This window comes from Sphingomonas montana (assembly GCF_001956315.1).
GTDB classification, from domain to species: Bacteria; Pseudomonadota; Alphaproteobacteria; order Sphingomonadales; family Sphingomonadaceae; genus Sphingomonas_R; species Sphingomonas_R montana.
Map to the genome: position 1 here is coordinate 114050 of NZ_KV887141.1, position 17818 is coordinate 131867.

Consider the following 17818-nt stretch of genomic DNA (forward strand, 5'->3'; position numbering starts at 1 on the left):
CGCGGCATCAGCGGCGCCTGAAGTCGGGCGCGCGTTTTTCGGCGAAGGCGGCGCGGCCTTCGCGGGCGTCGTCGGTTGCAAAACAGATCGCCTGCAGGTCGCGTTCATACGCGATCGCCTGGTCCCACGGCATGGTGAGGGCGGCACGCAGGTTGAGCTTTGCGGTTTCCGCCGCGATGGGCGCGCGCGACGCGATGATGGCGGCAAGTTCCTGCGCGCGGGGCATCAGCCGGTCGGGGGCCACGACCTCGCTGACGAGGCCCCAGGCGAGAGCGCGGTCCGCATCGATCATGTCGCCGGTCAACAGCATCATCGCGGCGTTGGAGGTGCCGGTGGCGTAGGCGAGCCCGGCCGCCATCCCGCCGCCGCCGATCCAGCCCAGCTTGATTTCGGGTGCCGCGAACCGCGCGTTGGTGGAGGCGATTCGGATGTCGCAGGCCATCGCGGTTTCTAGGCCGCCGCCCAGCGCGTAGCCGTTGATCGCGGCAATCACCGGCTTGCGACAGGCGCGCAACGCATCGCAATAGTCGGCGCGGTTGCGAAAATCCCAGGGGGTCGCGTAGCCGTCCAGCGTCGTGATGTCCGATCCGGCGCTGAACGCCCGTTCGCCCGCCCCGGTGACGATGATCGTGCGCACCGCATCCGACGCATTGCATTCGGATACGGCCGCGACCAGCGCGGCGGCCATGGCAGGAGTCATCGCGTTCAGCTTGGGCGCGCGGTCGATCAGGATGGTCGCCACGCGGTCCTGGATCGTGAAGCGCAGTTCGTCGGTCATGTTTCCGCTCCGGGTTCATGGTGTCGGGCATAGGCGGCCTCGACCGCGTCGAGCACCGGCCCGGCCGGCGCACCGTCGATCAGCGCGGTGCGCAGCAACCCCGACGCCGCCGTCTGGAACACGATCGCGCCGTCGTGCCGCGGGCGGACCAGCGCGGCGGTGATGGTCGCGCGGGTGGCCGAGTAGAATCCGTTCGCGGCGGCGTCGACGCGGTCGTCGGTCCAGGCGGACCGCAGCGATGGCTGACCCGCATGATCGGGGATGAAGCCGCGCTGCGCCGCGTCCGACATCAGCCAGCGGAGATGATCGATCAGTTCGGGCGTGACCGCTGCGCGGCGCGATACGGCGATGCCGGTCCCGCCCAGCGTCGATCCGATCCGCCCGTCCGGTCCCGTCGGGGCATCGGCGAAGCGGACGGTGCCCGCCGCAGCATAGTTCACATAGCCGTAGATCAGCGGGCACAATGCCGGCCCGTCGCCGGCTGCCATGGCTTCCAGCATCGCGATGGGATTGCGGTCGATGGACCGGCGGGTGGCATCGCCGGTCAGGCGCGCCATGATGGCATAGGCCTCGCGTCCCACGTCAGGATCGACGAAGCGATCGCCCGGCCGGTCTGACCCGGCCGACAGCGCACCGCAGATCGACTGAAAACTCAGCGCAGCATGCGGTCCGGCGAGCGACAGCGCGACCGGTGCACGGTCCGCCAGCGCGATTACCGCGTCCCACGTCGCCGGCGGCGGCCCCGCCAGATCGGGGCGATAGGCCAGCACCTGCGTCGCGGCGTCGAGCGGCAGCGCCCAGTGCCGCCCGGCATAGCGATAACTGGCGAACGAGGGGCCGATCGCGGCACGACCCAGCAGGGTCAGTTCGTCCGCGGGAAACACGTCTTCCAGCGGAACCAGGCACTTGGCCGCGACGGCTTCGCCGACGTGGGGATGGTCGATCACGACGAGGTCGTACAGCGCCGCCTGTTCGGCGATCGGGCGCGATTCGAACCCTTCAAGCGGATGGCGGTCCCACGCGACCAGATCGCCCCCGGCCGCGGTCAGCGCCGCATAGCCACGCGGATGATCCCAGGTCAGGCCGCGATAGGGGGTGCTCATGCGTGCTGACGGACGACGCCGGACTCGACCAGGCGGGTGATCGCCGCGTCGTCCAGCCCGAGTTCGGACAGGACTTCCCGGCTATGTTCGCCCACCAGCGGTGCGCCGCGGTCGATCTGCGACGGGGTTTTGGAAAAACGGATCGGGAAGCCGGGGGTCTTCACCCGGCCTTCGGTCGCATGATCATATTCGACGAACGTGCCGTTGTGCCGGATCTGCGGATCCTCGACGAGTTCGGCATACCCGTAGACCGGCCCGGCCCAGACGTCGACGGCGCGGAACCGTTCGAGCCATTCCGCGCTGGTCGCCGACGGCAGCCGCGCCTTTACGCGCGCCAGGATTTCATCGCGGTGCGTCCAGCTGTCGCGTTCGTCGTCGAGCGTGGCGAAGAACGGGTCGTCAAGCAGTATCGCAAGCTTGGCGAGTGGCGCCATGGCCAGCGTGATATAGCCGTCACTGGTCTGGAACACGCCGTAGGGCGCGCGGATATAGCTGTGCGCGTGCGCCTCCGCCGACCGCGCCTGCGGTTTGCCGCCGACGGTGAAGACCGACAGTTCCTGCATCTGGATCGTCGTGATCGCATCGAGCATGTTGATCTGGACCAGTTGTCCCTCGCCCGTTCGTTCGCGGTGGAACAGAGCGGCCAGCGCGCCTTCGAACGCGGAATAGGCGGTGACCGCATCGACGAGGAATTGTCCGGCGGGGGCGGGTGCCTGCCCCAGCGCACCGGACGACAGCATCGCGCCGGACATGCCCTGCAACAACAGATCCTGGCCGGGATAGGCACGGTACGGTCCGTCCTCGCCGTAGCCGGACATCGACACGTAGATCAGCCGCGGGTTGATCGCCGACAGCGTCGCATAATCGACGCCCAGCCGTTCGGCGACGCCGGGGCGGTAGTTCTGGAGGAAGATGTCCGCGGTCTTGACCATTTCCAGCAGCAGCGCCTTCCCCTCCGGCGCCTTCAGATCCACCGCGAACGACCGCTTGTTGCGGTTGAGCGACAGGAACGACACGTTGATCTGGTTGCCCGTCGCGCCGCCGGCCGATGCGTGGCGTTGCCATTCGCCCGACGTCGGTTCGACCTTCACGACGTCGGCGCCCAGATCACCCAGACGCTGCGCGGCAAAGGGCCCCGCCATCGCGATCGAACAGTCGAGCACGCGGATACCGGTAAGAATGTTCATGTTGTGCAGTTCCTCAGGCCATGACCCAGCCGCCGTTGACGTGCAGCGTCTGGCCGGTGATGAAGCCCGCGTCGTCGGCGGCGAAGAAGGCGATGGCGGCGGCGATGTCGGCGGCCGACCCGCGGCGCTTGATTGCCTGCGCGTCGAGCACCATGCGGTCGTAGGCGGCCGGATCGGGATGGATCTTCTCCGCATCGGTCGGGAAGGCACCGGGGGCGACCGCGTTGACGGTGACGCCGTGCGGTCCGAATTCGCGTGCCCAGGCGCGCGTCAGCCCGATCAACGCGCCCTTCGATGCGACATAGGGTGACAGATTTGCCCAGCCACCCGAGATGGTGATGCTGGCGACGTTGATGATCCGCCCGAAGCCGCGCGTCCGCATACCGGGCAGGGCCGCCTGGACCGCGACGATGCCGGCATCGACATTCACGCGCTGGACGAACTGATGCTCCGCAATCGAGAAATCCTCGAACGGTTTCGACGGATAGACCGCGGCATTGTTCACCACGACGTCGATCCCGCCGAGATCGACGATCAGGCGGTCCAGTTCGGCTCGGAACGCCGCCAGGTCGCTCAGGTCGACGGTCGAGACGACCAGCCGGCCTGTGGAAATGTCCGCCGCGGCGGCGCGCAACTGGCCGATCTTGGCCGGATCATTGTCGACCGCGATGACCGTCGCGCCGCGTTCCAGTAGCAGCAGGCTGGTGCCGAGGCCGAGGCCGCCCGCCGCGCCGGTGTAAAGAATCCGCCGTCCGATCATGCCGAACGCCCGGGGATCACGGGATAGTCACCGGTCGGCGCGGGATAATCCTCGTCCGGCTGGGCCGCGATGCGTTCGATCCGCGCAACGGCGTCCTGCACCGCGCTCGCGTCTGGCAGGATCCGCAGCACCGTGTCGTACCGGCGCTCGTCGCCATGATCGAGCCAGATCAGCTCGTCGCGTTCGCGCGCGAAATCCTTGCCCAGCACATGGTTGGTCGAAGGTTCGATGCCCAGCGCGTAATGGCCGGCGTGGAAATTCTGCCACTGGTACATGGCGGGAAACTGGCTCTTCAACGTTTCGACCTCGAACCCGTAGCCCAGCGCGTCGTTGACCAGCGCGACGTTGACGCGGCCTTCGGCGTCGGCGGCCATGTCGTGTTGCCACACCTGTTCGTGGAAGTTCGCGATGGGGGCAGGGGCGGTGCGGTAGCCGACGCCCTGTTCGCGGTAGCGGTCTGCATGCGCGGCCCAGAGCACGGAGCGGATCGGCGCGACGTAGCGCGAGCCTTCCGCCAGCACGGGGTGGCCGACGTTGATGTGGTAGCAATACATGTGCGGCGTTTGGTAGAATCCGTGGTTGACGACACGGTCGTGCATCCGGATTTCGTCACCGCCGACAGTCGCCTCGATCCGGCGGATCAGATGGAGATCCTCGCCGAAGACGGTCGCCTGCTGGACGATCCCTTCCGCCCACAGGGTGCAGGTGTCGCCATCCCACCGTTCGCCGTAGCCGGTCAGCCGGGCAGGTATGGTGCCGATCCGGCCGTGGAGCGACGAGGACACGGTCTTGCGCGGGTCGTAATGATAATGTCCCGCCGGGTCGTCATGCATGAACAATGTGTGGTCCAGGCCGCAGGTGATGGTGAGGCCGGACATCGACCGGAACCAGCCGAGACCGCCTTCGCCCTCATAATCGTGCAGGCCCGGGTGGCGGAAGCCGGACGGGGAGTGCCAGCCGACCGCGCGCCCGGCATGTTCGCACTCCGCGATGTCCATCGCGCGATCGACCAGTACGGTGAAGCGCAGGCCGGTGCCGGTACGGAATTCCAGCTGGCGGATGCCGCGTTCGACGCCGTCGCCCAGCGTCGACAATCGCACGCCGGCGAACTGCGACAGCGCGCCGGTGCGCGCCGCGAGCGTCCGTCGCGACATCGTCTCGCCGAACAGAGTGACCACCCACTTCCCCTTCAGATCATAAGACGTATGATGTCTAGGACGATGATAGGCGCGCGTCAATCGTCCACGGCGAAACCGTAGTCCTCGGATCCGACCGCGACGCGCAACACGCCGTCCGCCATCTGGAGGTGACTGATATCGGGATGATACCCGATCGGGCGGTCGGCTTCGCGCCGTGACCCGCGCGCCGGCAGTTCGACATTGGCGGCGCAGTTTGCCGGTACGGTCAACCCTCGGGTGCGTCAGTCCCGTCGCATCGCGGGCGGTCCCGGTCGCGATCGTGCGGACGCAGATCGTTCGCCACGCGCGCGTTCATAAAGGTGGTCAGGCGGTCGTCGCGAAAGAGTTTCACAAGTAGACCCGGAAGTAGAGACTGATGGATCAGTCGAACGAGCCCATGCAACGTCCGATGCCACTGTTGCTGGCGTCAGCACCGTGCTGCCATGCCCAGACCCGCTTGGGGTACCCGTGCCGTTCATCGATCGTTCGCGGCAAGAAGCGGTGCCGAATGCACGGCGGCGCAATGGGCAGCGGCCACAGGGACAAACTGAACCTGACCATCATGTGTAGAACACAGGTTAAAACACTGCCGGACGTCGTTCCGGAGGTGGCCTACAGGATGCCCCGTCAGCTCGAGCGCACGTGGGCGACCTGACGGGGACTACGCGGAAGACCGACTCAACCGCGCTGATCCAACTCTAGGCCCGATCCACGACAGTACAATATCAGCAATTTAGATAAGACAAAATGCCCGGCTGACGCGCTGGGCCGTTTGCCCCGTCGGCCGGAGTAACCGTTGCCGACGGAGCTGGCGGCAAGTCGGTTACCGCACAGTTATTAGGTACGCAGCACGCCAGGAACCGGTTGCAACATTTATTATATACGAAAATCCATATCATGGGCGGACAAGCCAGCACCACTCCGCCTTACCCGGTCGCCAGCCGGCACGCACGTGACGCCATACGCTGGTGTTCGTTGCGCTGCCTCGCAGGACCGCTTTCTATGCCGGCATGATCGAACAGCCGCGAGAGATAGCGCGTAGGTCAGTTACTCCGTCAGCGTGCCGCATAGCGTCGCTGGACGGGCCTACACGTCAGGGCGCTCCTACCAGGAAAGCAGCAGTATGATCGCATTCTCAATTGAAGAACGAGAAATCCGGATTCTAGATAACCCCGCCGGCCGGTGAACCGTAACCGGCGGGGGCACGGCAAGTCGGTTGCCGCACTTAAGTTTTCTACATTCAACTAGATTAACTTACGGCCAACGCCGCAGGGAGCTTTGCCGAGAGTTCGATCCGCTGGCCGGAGAAGCCGTCGCCAGCGGATCGGCGGTAAGTCGGTTACCGCGACGTTCATATTGAACATGTCAGCCTTTGACATATTATCATGCATCAATAATGCTTGAAAAAACTGGGTAAGAAATAGTAAATTCTTACAATTGTAAGTGTGTAGAGCCTGATCATCGGCTTCGGTCGCCGTCCATTTCTTAAGTCAGTTGAATTCTGACCAGCGCCGCATCCTCAACCCACGTTAATGCAGCACTCACGAACAATGCCATCATATCGCAGAATGCGAGAGGCTCGATGATGCAGCTATTATGCAGAATTCTTGGTCATGCAGTCGTCTGGCGACACGCATCAGCCAATCAAGGTCGATGGCAAAGTCGATGCAAACGGTATCACTCGGTTGTCATCACAGATCTAGCCGGCAATGGCTGGATTGCCGAACAATGCCCTGACACGAACTCGACACGACAGGACATTCGGTAAGGGCCGAGATAGCGCACAGGCCCGGATTTATGGTCAGGGATCGTCGGAGCACGTTCGGTATTGATCGGTCTGCGTTTGCCCCTCGATCAACGCACCCTGCCAAGCCCGGTCGCGGTCCAGTAGATGCCGCCCATCAGGTGGTTCATGTAATCCGGATCCCGGTACATCTCGCCGTTGTGGCCCAAAGTGGTGACGAACACGCGTCCCCTCTCATATGGCCGGTGCCATGCGATGGGATGATCCTTGCCCATCGGCTTCGATACCTGTCCCGGCCAGATCTTCGTCGGGTCGTAGGTCGTTTCGTCGACAGTGAGCACGGTGCTGATAGTCTGGTTGTACGGGTTGGTCGTGACGTAGAACTCGTCGCTCCAGATCCAGCGTTCCGGCACCCCGTAGGTTGCCGGGAACGACCTGTCGGTTGTCCTGACGACGCCGGTCTGCAGCATCGGGTGAACACCGACGGTGCGGCCGACGAGCTTCTCGAACCAGGGCCAGACGTTCGGTTGAGCAATAGCCGCCCGATGTACGACCATCGCGTTCCCGCCGGCGCGCATATAGTCCTCGAACCGCTTGCGCTGGACGGGGTTCAACTCCTCGCTCGGCGTGTTGAGGAAAATGACCGCGGCATACTGGCCCAGGTCGCCATCGAATGTTTCGGTCTTGCTGGTCCAACTGAGGTCGAACGAATGGAGCTTGGCCAAGCGTTCCAAGCTATCGCGCGCGATCGGGATGTACTCGTAGTGGTACTTGCTCGGCATCGCCAGGACGAGAACCTTGTACTGGGTGTCTGCTTGGACAGCGGCCGGAACCGCCGAAGTTGCCAAGGCCAGCAGCGCATAGGCGATGGTTTTCATGTGATCTCCTGCATAGCCTCTTCAAGCGTCGACGGTATGTTCCACATAGGCTGCAGCGAAGTGCAACCGGCACCAAAGTCTATCTCGCCGTCCCAGGCTGACTGTGAACGTCAGTGCGGTGGATGATCGTTCGCAACAGCCGGGCAGGCGGACGCAACCCGCCCGCCGTTGCTCCACCGCGGCTTTCAGGCCGCCTGTCGCCGCTCGATCTGTCGGCGGGACAGGTTTACGCCACCAACCCGAACGATGGCCAAGGTCCGGCCGTAGCGGTCTCATCCATACCGCTGGACAGCGACGGCACCGATCATAATTGCGCTCAGGCTGCGTTTCGACGCTAGCCCGTTTCCGGGCGCGCACGCTCGACCCCTGCTGCAACGTCCTGCCAGTTCAGGACCATCGATGCCGAGAAGGGGATGCGCCCTGTTCCGCAACGTCTAGCAGGTTGGTCTCGGCCGCGCCCAGGCTGATCAAAGCCCGAAGCGCAGACCGGCACTGATGGCTTGGCGGTGATCGTCGCGGCCGGTCTGTGCCGAAACGGTCGAGAAGATGTCGAGCCCGGGCGTGAGACGGTAGGTCCCGCCGGCACTGACGGTGCCGACCAGGCGCGTGCGTGCGGCACCCAAGGCCGACAGCGTGAGGGGGCCATCCGCATAGCCAGCCAACGCGTCCGCGCGTCGACCCTGCAACTGGTAACGAGCGCCCAGCGTCGCGAACGGCCTAAGGGCGGCCGTCGAGGCTGGGGCGCGACCAAAGCCGAGGCCGGCGTCGGCAAAGCCCGTCACATGCCGATCGCGGGCAACGGCAAGCGCGAACGGGCCGCCCGCCTCGATCAAGCCACCCCGGCGCGTCTGCACGTAGGTAAGCCCTGCGCGGGGGCGGAGCGCCCAGTCGCCTATGGTCAGCGAATAGTGGATCGACGCATCGCCGACCCAGCTGTTCAGGTCGTACCGCCCGATGGTGTTTGCCGCGCCGGGCAATGCGCGCCGGGTATCTGCCCTGCCGTCGTTGTACGCGACCGAAGCGCCGAAGCCGAAGCCGCCCGCATCGTAACGGCCCTGGAGGCCGCCGACCCAACCGTCGATGCCCGTGCGCGCCCCAAGCGTGTCGATCCGCTGGCGACTGTCGAGATAGCCGCCGAACGCGCCGATCGACCAGTCGCGGTCCCCGTAGCCGACACCCGCGAGGAGGCCACGGCTGGTCGTCCGCGTCTGGCTGACACCTTCACCTGCATCGGCGGCGAGTTTGTACCAGCTGCCGATCGCCTGTGCGAAGGTGAAGCCGCCGGGTTCCGTCCGGTTCGCCGCAAATCCGGGACCGCGGGCCAGGTCGGCCAGCGCGAGGCCGTTCTCCACCCCGACCTGCGTTGCCGAGGCATAGGCTTCCGGCGTCAGTTGCGCGAAGGCGGCGGGGTTCGATGCGCCAGTTGTCGTGAGCAATGCGGGAAGCGCCGCGAAGAGCGGGCTTGTTGCCGTCTGCTGTGCCAGCACGCTGTTGACGTAAGCGACCGAGCGGGCCGCCTGCGGCGAAAAGCTGGCGTCGTTCAGGAACTGACCAAGCAGCTGGATACGGTCGGAGCGCTGGACTATGAAACCGAACAGGCTGTCCGGTTTCAGTACGGTCGAAAAGCTGCCGGCGATGCCCCCGCTGGCAGTCACGAGATCGTAGCTCGTCCCGGCCCGCAAGGCGCCGATCGGCGCGAGTTGCAGAGTTGCCCCCTGCGCGATCGAAAGCGCGCCGTTGACGACAAGCTTGTCCTGCCCCGCCGGGGCCAGTTCCAGCACCGTCAGCGACGTGGCACCCAGCGACACCGCGCCGTTGACGGTCATCGTTCCGGGCGACGTGCCCGGATCAAGCGTACCGGCAACGGACAGATTGCCGTTCACGGTCCCGGTCGAACCGAACGTCGCTCCCTGCCGTACGTCGACCTGGCTTGCAGCGATCGTCGATCCGCCGAGGCCGGCCAGGCGGCCGCCGGCAACGTCTATGCGGCCGAATGCGGTGGTGCCCGAAACGGTCGCATAGCCGCCCGTCATCGCCAAGGACTCGATCCCGGTGACGTCTGCAAATGCAACGGGCGCGGACGCGGTGCCGCCGGACACGGCGATCGTATCGGCGCCCGCTCCCCCGTCGACACTGCCGCCGAACCGGCCGGCGACGGTGAAACGCTGATCGTTCGCGCCGAAGACGAGCTGGCGTGTGGTCAGCGCGCCGTCACTGGCGACGAAGAGGTCGCTCGCCGCGGTCACCCGGTCATAGGCGTGTGTACCAATCAGCGTGAGCATGCCGCGGCCCTCGGTCGTCAGCGTTTCGAACCCGGTAAGCGACGCGCCGGCGATCGTGCGGTTGCCCGCCAGTTCCAGCGTGGCAGTATCGGCCCCCGCGCCGCCGGCCACGGTGCCCGCGATCGTGCCGCCCGGGGCAAGCCGGAACAGGTCGTCACCGGCGCCGAAATCGACGAGGCCGGCGATCGTGCCGTTCGTCCCGATCGTGACCGACTGCGCGCCGTCGCCAAAGGCGAGTGGGGCGTCGGCCGACCCGAGGCTACCGGCGACGGTCAGGGCATTGCCGGTCAGCGCCACCTGTTCGAAACCCGTCGCGGTCCCCGCCAGCGTGACGGGGCCGGCCGCCGTCAGGCGAAGCACGTCGCCGCCCGCGCCGCCGTCATACACGCCAGCCAGGCGGGTGGCGCCGAGCGCCAGCACGTCGTCGCCCGCACCCAGCGATGCGGACGCGACGTCACCGTCGACCGTGAGCCGTTCCACCCCGATCGACCCGGTGACGCGCCCGATCGAGAAGCCGTTCAGCGCCACGGTGAGGCCGGAGCCGGTCAGGCTGGTGGCCTCGAACGGCTGGTCGAGCGTCAGGCCGAGCGTGCCGCCACCCTCCACGGCCAGCCGTTCGAACCCGGTGCGTGCCTGAAGCCCCTGCCGGTCGCCCGCCAGCGATACGGTATAGCTATCGGTGCCGGCGCCGCCGTCGACGCCGCCGTCGACACGGTTGTTCGACCCGTCGACATAGCTGTCGTCCCCGTTGCCGAGCAGCACGGCGCCACCGATCGCGCCGCGGTTGACCACGCGGTCGTTGCCGGCGGCAAGCGATATGCCGCCGAAGATCGTCCCGTCGTTGACGACGGTATCGGCGGCGTCGAAGCCGGTGATCGTCACCGGTCCGTCGCTTGCCAATGTCTGGCCCGCTGCAACGGTGACAGTACCGCCCATCACGCCCAGCGTGTTGAACCGGAAGGTGCCGGAATAGGCGACGCTACCCTGGCCGATCTGGCTGAACCGTTCGAAATTCACGAACTGATTGCCATCGACCGCGCCGCCGCCGGTCCCATCGACGATCAACAGGTCGGTGCCCGCGCCGGCATCGACAAGGCCGACGAGCGTCGCCGACGCGCGCTGGAGGAAGGTATCGTCTCCGGTGCCCAGGAAGACGTCGCCCTGGATCCGACCGCTGTTCTCGATCCGGTCGTCGCCACTGCCCAGCGCGATAGACCCGATGATGCTGCCGCTATTGACGATCCGGTCGGCGGTGTCGCCGAGTGTCTGCACCGCGCCAGCCAGATAAGGTAAGCCCGTTTCCCGGGATAGGCCGTCCTCCGCGGCCAGCACGGTGCCCGCGCCCCCGCGGATCGTTCCGGCATTGTCGAGATCGATCGCGCTGTAGGCATAGAGTGCGGAGGACGACCCCCCCGTCGCCTCGATCGTCCCGGATGCGGCGTTGGTGATGCCGACGCGGCCCGAATCCGCAAATGCTACGACCGCTGTTCCGGGCGAGGTGCCGAAATACATGAACGGATATCCATCGGGATCCGTCGGGGGCGTCAGGCCGCCGCCATTGGCACGGATGGTGCCCGAGTTTACTAGCGTCACGGTTACATCGCGCGCCGCGCCGCCACGTGCATAATTTGCGAGAAATGCGCCGGTCGCGCCCTGTGCGGACGCTTCGATCGTGCCGGCATTATCCAGGCTTACAGTGCCGGTCGCCTCGTTCGCGCGCACGAAAGCCTCCAGCGCGACGCCTGTGCCAGCCGCGCTGATCGTTCCACTGTTGCGCATCGTGATCGTCGGCATCGCGGTGGACGTTTCGTCATAGCCGTTGGAGGCGGCCAGGCCGCCGCCCGCGATGCGGCCCCTGTTTTCGATGACGACCGTCTGCCCGCGCAGCTCGACCGCGGCGAATTCGCCAAACGACGTGACGGTGCCGGCGTTCGTGATGGTCCCGTCGTTCGTAAAGGCAAGCGCGGTCGGTGCGTCGACCGCCACGGCGTTGCGCGCCAGCGTGGCCGTTCCGATCGAACCGGTGTTGGTGAACGCACCGGTCGTGAGCGATGCGCCGCCCGCGACCGAGCCGCCATTTGTGACCGAAGCCAGTATCTGGTCGACGGGGAATAGCGGATCCTGCCCGAAGGGATTGGATACGGAATAGGGCAGGGCCGTCGTCAGCACGCCTGCAATTGTCGCTTGGTTGAGCACGCTACCATTGCCTACGACGTAGAGATCGCCCTTGAAACCGGAGGTCGAGGTCGTCGTCGCCACGGTATCGGCACCGACCGCCTGGACCAGCGCGTCCTCGAAACCACGGATACTGACCGGGTCGATCACGAACGTCCCATCGGTCGCGAAGGAGCGGCCATAGATGTCGGTGCCCGCACCGCCATCGACGGTGCCCGACACGCCCAGCGAGTCGCCGGTGAGCATCAGCAAGTCGTTGCCGCTGCCGAAGAGCAGGTCGCCCGCGATCGTGCCGCCCGCGGCGATGTAGCTCGATTCGCCGTAGCTTCGATTGGCGGCGTCCGCATAGCCGAGGTCGACCGTACCGGTGATCGTGCCGGCGTTGATGAGCGTCGCGGATCGGACCTGGATGGCCCGGCCGCCGCCTGCGATCGTGCCGCCGACATCGTTGACTATCTGTCCCGGGCTGTAAGCATAGTACTCCGTCGTGATCGCCGCCCCGGCGGTTGAGGCGATCGTGCCGGTGTTGATGATCCTCGACGCGATGTACGACGATCCCGAATAATAGGAGTTGCCAAGGATCGCGGCGCTCCCCGCCACACTGATCGTCCCACTGTTGGTCAGCGTGCCGAAGGCGTTGACGCCGCGCGACATCGTGCCGCCCGCCGCCTGGGTGATGGTTCCCGTGTTGGTGACCGTAGCCGCGCCCGAGATGCCGACGGCACCGTTCAGCGTGATCGTGCCGGCGTTGGTCGCGCTCGCTCCGCCGAAGATCGCGGCGGTCGCGTAGGTCGTCCGGTCGGTGACGGCGATGCTGCCCGCATTGGTGAAGCTGTCGGTTGAATTCAGGACCACGGCGCCGCCGTAATAGTTGCTGTTGGCAGTAGTCCGCGTAACGGCAAGCGCACCGCGGTTGATGATCGACAGCGCGCCGACGGGCGCCGTCGCGCCGGGATAGTTGAGCGCGGCGGTCGAGCGGAGCGCCGGGCCGTCCGTCACGGCGATGGCCGCGTCGACATCGACGGTGCCATCGCCGGAAAGCAGCAACGTCTGCGCGCGCGTTTGTCCGGCGGGCGTGGCGAGCGTCAGCACGGCGCCGTCGCCGACCTGATAGCCCGCCGTGGCGAACGGCCCGACATTGCCCGAGGACAGGGTCGCGGTCGTGTCCGCATTCACGGCATAGATCAGAGTGGCGCTGCGGTCGGCGGTGACGGCACCAGTGATGCCCGCAAACTGGCCCGGCCCGGTGTTGACGAGATCGGTAACGAGCGTCGCCCCGCCGAGCAACAGGTTGCCGTTCAGTACGCCGCCGGTCAACGCGATATAGGCCAGGCCGTTGTTGCTGCCCGCGCCGTAAAAGTTCACATCGCCGTTGATCGTGCCCGCATTGGCAACCCCGGCGTTGAACGCGCTCACCGAGACCGCACCGCCGCTGCCGCCGTTCACCACGCCGCGGGCACCGTTGATCAAATACCCATAGGGTTGCACGGATACGCCGGTGCCGGCCGAACTGATCGTGCCGGTGTTGGTCAGATAGATTCCGGTCGTCACGCCGGTCGTCGCGCCGCGGATCGTGCCGCTGTTCGACGAGGTGTAACCGACATTGCCGTTCATGTAGACGCCGGTGCCCGCGGTCGAGATGATCGTGCCGCCGTTGGTAAGCACGGCGTCGAACATGTTCACGCCGGTCCCGGACGCCGTGATAGTCCCGCTGTTGACCATATCATTGTACGACATGGATACACCGGTGCCGCCATTCACGCTCACGGCGCCGCTGTTCGTAAAGACATGGTTGCTGAACGTCAGCCCGGACGCATAGGAATTGGCGGGCAGCAGGGCGGTGATCGACCCTTCGTTGCGGAACTCCGCGCTGGTGCCGAACGCGTAATCGAGATCGCTGACCGCCGTCGTGGCAAGCGCGATCGTCGCCTGGTTGACCACCGTGCCCAGCCCCGTCACCACCAGCGGTGCCGCCGTCGTGAATCCGGACGTGAGCGTTGCCGTTACGTCGGCGTCGGCCGCCAGCACGAGTTGCTCGAAACCGGCGTTCAGGTCGATCGGCGTCGTGACGCTGGTATCCGTCGCGAACATGACCCGTTCGACGTTCCGGCTGCCGGTGGCGGTGATCGTGCCGGTGACGCCCGTCGTCAGCGTGCGCGTACCCGCATAGCGCGCGACCAGCGTGTTGTTGCCGCTGCCGAGCGTCACCGATCCCGCAATCGTGCCTCCGGTCGAATCGATCGTGCTGCCGCCAAGGCTGGCGGTGACGTCGCCCGTCACGGTGCCCCGGTTGGTCAGGGTGACCGCGTTTCCCGCGATCGCGGTCGTGCCGGCACTGCCAATCTGTCCGCCCGCCTGGTTGGCGACAACGAGCAGGCTCCCCGATAGCGCTGCGCCGTTGCCGCCATTGGTAATCGCCCCGGCATTGGTAACGTTCAGTGACGAGGACCGCCCGCCGAGGATCGTCGCAGCGCCCGATGTCGCGCGAATGACCCCGCCCGCCGCATTGGCGATGGTGGACGCATAGCCGAAGGTCGATCCGTTACCGACCGTGGTATCGAGCGCACTTCCCGCGCCCCCATCGATGCGGCCCGAATTGGTCAGCAGCGACCCCAATCCGATGATCCCGCCGACGATGCTGCCGCCGGCGCGGTTGGTGATCGAGGAAAAGCTGGCCAGCACCGTCGGATAGCCCGATGCGGTCGACACCACATTGGCGATCAAGGCGGTCCCGCTGGTGCCGGTCAGCGTGCCGGCATTGTCGACGCTTACCGAGACCGTACCGTTCGTGTTCCCCGGCGACTGGAGGAGCGCCAGCGCGGTCGCACCCGTCACGCTCCCGCCCGCAGTGACCGTCAGCACTGCCTGCTGCGTGCTGTAATATGCGTTTGCGTACGGCGCCCCCGAACTCACGGTGATCGCGTTCTGCCCCGCCGCCAAGACAGTGCCCTGCACCGTGATCGTGTTGGTAGCGTAGGAACCGAAGGTGTCGCGCGGCACGTCGACTGCGATCGCCGGTGCCCCCATGTTCGATACGGTCGCGCCACGCGCAACCAACAGCGTCGTATCGCGCGTGGTTACGCGTATCCCGTCGGCATCCGTACCGTTGCAGGTCGTCGTGCCGTTCGCGGCCGTCGGATCAGGCGTGCATTGCGCGAAGGCGGGGCCGGTCAGCATCACTGCCAAAGTAATAGTGCTGGTGCTTAGAACACGCGCGCGCGCCCGCCGCCTGCAAGGCGACCTTCTCAAGTCTATCATGACATCCCCCCGTTTAGACGAAAGCTATCGAAGGGTTACTCCGGTGTCGAGTGTTCGCACGACCGGTGTCATCTTAATTAAGTAACAGGCTCAATGCGCAACTCAGGCCGCCTGGGCAGCGGTGGCCATGGTTCGAGGCTCACCGCTAACCTGTCAGGAACATTGGTCGGGATATCGTCATGTCGCTGGCGCCAGAAGGAGAAGGGAGTCGAGCGGAGTTTGGTTGGCACCCTAACGGATCATTCTCGCCGAGTACCTGTCCTCGTTGGGCCTGCGCTCTCCGCGACGCCAGGACACGTCCGGTCGTGCCAGGAGGAGCGGCACTTCCTCCGCGGCGACTGCACGACTGAAGAGGTAGCCTTGTGCCTGATCGCACCCTTCGTGATGCAGCCGGTCCGCCTGGGCCTTCGTCTCGATTCCCTCGGCGACCGTCGTGATGCCGAGGTCCTTCCCCAGATTGACGATCGCCCGCACGATACCAACGTTGCAGGGGTCGGCCAGCGCCTGAACGAACGACCAGTCGATCTTGAGCGTATCGACGGGGAACTTCTTCAGATGGACCAGCGAAGCGTAGCCGGTCCCGAAGTCATCCAGGGCAATCGTCATGCCGAGCGCACGCAGATGCTCGAAAGTAGCAGTGACATCGTGGAAGGTCCGTTCGAGCAGAACGTTCTCGGTCACTTCCAGCTCCAGATCGGACGCCAGCACGCCGGCGCGCGCGATACAGCTCAAGATCCGAGCCTTGAAGTCCTGCTGCCGGAACGTCGCACCGGAGACGTTGAAGGCGATCCGCCCGAACGGCAGGCCGAGCTTGCGCCAGATCGCGATGTCGGCGGTGATCCGTTCGAACATCCGTTCGTCGAGCGCGATCGCCAGTTGCGCATCCGCGAACGCCGCGGCGATCATTCCCGGTGCCTGAATCTCGCCTCCGGTGTCACGCCAGCGCAACAGCGCTTCAAATCCGAAGATCTGACCCGAGCAAAGGTCGATCTTGGGCTGGTAGAACGGCAGGATCTGATCGTGATCGAGCGCGTAACGCGCAACCGAAAGTTCCGAGAAACGTGTCTGCAAACTGGCCCGCATTCGACCTTCGAAGAAGCGGACACCCCCGCCGCCGGCGGCTTTGGCTTCGTACAGGGCAAGATCAGCATTCTTGTACAGGTCGTCCGCATCGTCGCCATGGAGGGGATAGATCGCGACCCCGATGCTGGCGCGGGACGTATATGCCTGACCGCTAAAAACCCAAGGCAAGGCAAGGGCGTGTTGCAGCGCAGCCAGTATCTCTTCGAGATGCGAAACGTCCAGGATATGGACGAACAGAGCGAACTCGTCACCACCCAGCCTGCCCGCCATGGAGTCGCCGGCACCGTTCCTAGCCAACCGGCGGGCAGTCTCCTTCAGCAGGGCGTCGCCTAGATCATGGCCATAGCGGTCGTTCATCGATTTGAGGCCGTCGAGATCGATCAGGAGCAGCGCCACCTGCGTTCCGGAGTCTTCCGTGGCGGCAAGAGCAGTGCCGAGCCCCGCCATAAACGCGCGCCTGTTCCAGAGCCCCGTCAGGTCGTCGTGATCCGCGCTCCAGCGGACCGCCTCGTCGGCCATCCTGCGGTCGTGAACGTCCTCGATGGTGCCATACCACAGCACGACTTTGCCGTGCTCGAGGCGCGGCGCGGCACGCGTCCGATGCCACCGGTAGGTGCCGTCACGACCTTGCAGTCGGATCTCGTAGTCCAGCGGAGAAACCGTTCCATGCGTGCTGTTCCACGCCGTCTTGACAACGGCCCGGTCGGAAGGATGGATCGTTGCCAGAAACCCGGATCCCATACAGGCCGCGTGAGTGAGACCGGTATATTCCAGGCCACGCGCGTCGATGTCGATCATCGCACCGTGGGCATCGGCAACCCAGGGTATCAGCGGGCTTAGAGCAACCGTGTAGCGGTAGCGTTCCTCGATGGCATGCAGGGCAGACTCCATGACTCCATATGACTCCCCAAGGTCTGCCATCGCGTTCCGGCCAGCGGTTGCAGTCGTTCGGCTGAGTGCTTCTGCCTGTCTCCACTCAGCTGGGCCGTAATGCTGTCCCATGTCGGCCCTTTTATTGAATGCCTGATCCGGGAGGTAGCGAGCCAGTCTTTCTAGAATGTTAAATGTTATTATCAAATGTTAAGATATGGCAGATCGGCACGACTGGTTCGGTCGGGTCGTAGGTGACCATCGAGAAGCCGTTTCCTTTCGCGGTCGCCTGCCAGAACCCGGCGACTGCGAGTACGGGTTGGTCAGTCACCGCAAACCACATCTCTCCCTTCAGCGGCTTACCCCCGCCGACGTCGTGGACGTCCGGAGTCCATCCGCAGAATTCGGTCAACGGGATCAGGCAGCGGTTCTCCGGCCGTTCCGCCAGCCGACGCTACTGCGGCAGGCCGAGTTTACGAACGTTGGTCATCGGGAATTTTCCGGTGCCGGTTAATGCTGTGA

10 protein-coding genes and 1 pseudogene are annotated in these 17818 nt (G+C 65.4%); 1 reads left to right on the forward strand and 10 read right to left on the reverse strand.

Going from position 1 to position 17818, the window contains the following annotated elements; genetic code table 11:
* Positions 1–7: 7 nt before the first annotated feature.
* Genes BKY59_RS02580 through BKY59_RS17590 form a run of 6 tightly spaced genes read right to left on the reverse strand, consistent with a single transcriptional unit; the run spans position 8 to position 5236 of the window.
* On the reverse strand, positions 8–778 hold the full coding sequence (locus BKY59_RS02580; RefSeq protein ID WP_076068534.1) for an enoyl-CoA hydratase/isomerase family protein: 771 nt from the start codon (positions 776–778) through the stop codon (positions 8–10).
* Positions 775–1881 (reverse strand): ABC transporter substrate-binding protein, encoded by a 1107-nt coding sequence (locus BKY59_RS02585; RefSeq protein ID WP_076068535.1) that lies wholly within the window; start codon positions 1879–1881, stop codon positions 775–777. The genes BKY59_RS02580 and BKY59_RS02585 overlap by 4 nt, the downstream gene beginning before the upstream one ends.
* Positions 1878–3068, reverse strand: a complete 1191-nt coding sequence (locus tag BKY59_RS02590; RefSeq protein WP_076068536.1) for a CaiB/BaiF CoA transferase family protein — start codon at positions 3066–3068, stop codon at positions 1878–1880. The genes BKY59_RS02585 and BKY59_RS02590 overlap by 4 nt, the downstream gene beginning before the upstream one ends.
* Before the next feature lie 13 nt (positions 3069–3081).
* Positions 3082–3828 (reverse strand): SDR family NAD(P)-dependent oxidoreductase, encoded by a 747-nt coding sequence (locus BKY59_RS02595; RefSeq protein WP_076068537.1) that lies wholly within the window; start codon positions 3826–3828, stop codon positions 3082–3084.
* Positions 3825–5006: an aldose 1-epimerase family protein gene (locus BKY59_RS02600; RefSeq protein WP_076068538.1), complete on the reverse strand. Its 1182-nt coding sequence runs from the start codon at positions 5004–5006 to the stop codon at positions 3825–3827. The genes BKY59_RS02595 and BKY59_RS02600 overlap by 4 nt, the downstream gene beginning before the upstream one ends.
* A 56-nt stretch (positions 5007–5062) precedes the next feature.
* Positions 5063–5236 carry a hypothetical protein gene (locus tag BKY59_RS17590; protein WP_165374786.1) on the reverse strand — a complete coding sequence of 58 codons (174 nt, stop codon included), beginning with the start codon at positions 5234–5236 and terminating at the stop codon, positions 5063–5065.
* 179 nt (positions 5237–5415) lie between these two features.
* Here BKY59_RS17590 and BKY59_RS18325 point away from each other — a divergent pair, with 179 nt between their 5' ends.
* Positions 5416–5661: an HGGxSTG domain-containing protein gene (locus tag BKY59_RS18325; RefSeq protein WP_420822067.1), complete on the forward strand. Its 246-nt coding sequence runs from the start codon at positions 5416–5418 to the stop codon at positions 5659–5661.
* Positions 5662–6860: 1199 nt separating this feature from the next.
* Here the strand turns inward: BKY59_RS18325 and BKY59_RS02605 are convergent.
* The 4 genes and pseudogenes from BKY59_RS02605 to BKY59_RS02620 all read right to left on the reverse strand — a co-directional run.
* Positions 6861–7628: a ThuA domain-containing protein gene (locus BKY59_RS02605; RefSeq protein WP_076068539.1), complete on the reverse strand. Its 768-nt coding sequence runs from the start codon at positions 7626–7628 to the stop codon at positions 6861–6863.
* A gap of 467 nt (positions 7629–8095) precedes the next feature.
* A complete protein-coding gene (locus BKY59_RS02610) occupies positions 8096–15262 on the reverse strand; it encodes an autotransporter outer membrane beta-barrel domain-containing protein (protein WP_240499926.1) in 7167 nt (2388 codons plus the stop codon).
* 312 nt (positions 15263–15574) lie between these two features.
* Positions 15575–17317 carry a putative bifunctional diguanylate cyclase/phosphodiesterase gene (locus BKY59_RS02615; RefSeq protein WP_076068541.1) on the reverse strand — a complete coding sequence of 581 codons (1743 nt, stop codon included), beginning with the start codon at positions 17315–17317 and terminating at the stop codon, positions 15575–15577.
* A gap of 202 nt (positions 17318–17519) precedes the next feature.
* Positions 17520–17795 (reverse strand): annotated as a pseudogene (locus BKY59_RS02620) (DUF159 family protein); the annotation flags it as partial.
* Positions 17796–17818 lie beyond the last annotated feature (23 nt).